The sequence below is a fragment of the Anoxybacillus ayderensis genome (assembly GCF_000833605.1).
GTDB lineage: Bacteria > Bacillota > Bacilli > Bacillales > Anoxybacillaceae > Anoxybacillus > Anoxybacillus ayderensis.
Genome location: NZ_JXTG01000046.1, coordinates 1 through 1,538 on the forward strand (window position 1 = coordinate 1; position 1,538 = coordinate 1,538).

Below are 1,538 nucleotides of genomic sequence, written 5' to 3' on the forward strand. Positions count from 1 at the left end.
TCAGACTGTTGACAAAATGGTTGTAAGACAGTTGTTTTACAACCATTTTGTTCCATTTTGATATTTGTTTTCCTTGATGAACCGACGAAAATAACGACATACATAATTGAAAAAGAGGAGAGGTGCCCATTCTCCATAGGTAGTTTGCTAATTTCTTTAAATTCATCGCAGCACAAACAAGCATCGCCTGCATCTGGTTTCTTTCCAATCCACGGTAATTTGTCCAGCGCAGACCATGCTTCTCTTTCAAATCTGCAAAATTTCGTTCGATTGTCTCTTTTCTTCGTTCATACAACTCCCGATGCTCCGGCACATATCGTAAATGCTCGGCTTCTTCATAGTAATCTTGCCAAACATGGCGTGTGACCACTTTTGTATGGCTTTTGCTTTCTGTGCATCTTTCTAGATAAGGACAAGTCTTGCACACAGATGGATTGGATTTATATTCCCGATAACCTTCCCGATTCGTTGTTGAATAAGATAACACTTGGTTATTTGGACAAAGGTAACAATCAAAATGTTCGTCATATGCAAATTCAGATTTCCGAAAGAACCCATCTTTCGTTTTTGGACGAGTGTATGGCCAAATCGGATCAATCCCTTGTTCTAGTAGGTATTTCGCAATGGCTGGCGTCTTGTATCCTGCATCGATGCACACGTCTTTTGGGCGCTGCTTCACTTCCTGTTTGACACGTTCAAACAGTTCGAAAAAGGCTTGACTATCATGCACGTTTGCCGCTGTGACATAGGATTGAAGGATCCAGCCATGGCGATCGCAAGCCGTATGATAGGAGTAAGCAAATACTCGTTCGCGTTCATTTTTCACAAACATCCCACTCTCAGGGTCTGTCTTACTGATCTTCACTTCTCGTTTTTTTTTTCTGTTTCTGGCGGTAGTGGAGATTTTCCGTGTGCGATCCGATCTCGTTCAATCTCTTTTTCCAATTCCTCTTGATATGCTTTCGCTTCGACTTCTGCCACTTCGGTGTTGAATTTTCTTTTGTTTGCACTCGCCTTTACATGGGTAGAATCAACAAATACGACACTTGGATCCACCAGCCCGTGTTGAAAGGCTTCTTCTAAGATTCTTGAAAAAATCTTTTGAAAGACGTCCGTACCTGCAAAACGTCGTGCATAGTTTTTGCTTGGAGTCGAATGATGTGGGACAGGATCATGAAGACTCAAACCTAAAAACCATCGATAGGCCACGTTTGTTCGAATTTGTTCCACCGTTTCACGCATCGAACGAATGCCGAAGATATAACGGATCAAGTACATTTTGAACAACACAACCGGATCAATACTTGGTCGTCCATGATCAGGTGAGTATAGATCTTTGACGATGTCGTAAATAAAAGAGAAGTCAATCGCTTTTTCTAGCTTACGCACAAGGTGATCCTCAGGAACAAGGTCATCAATCTTTACCGTTGTTTCCACATGTCTACGATCTTCTTGATGACGTTGAAGCATCCGATTTCCCCCTCCTATACCCTTATACCTATATATTAAAACAGCTTGTCGACTTTGTCGACAAGCTG

Annotated in this window: 1 pseudogene; it reads right to left on the reverse strand. The window is 41.8% G+C overall.

The annotated features are described in order from the left end of the window. Positions 1-115: 115 nt before the first annotated feature. Positions 116-1,470: pseudogene (locus JV16_RS14735) on the reverse strand (IS1182 family transposase); the annotation flags it as partial. Positions 1,471-1,538 lie beyond the last annotated feature (68 nt).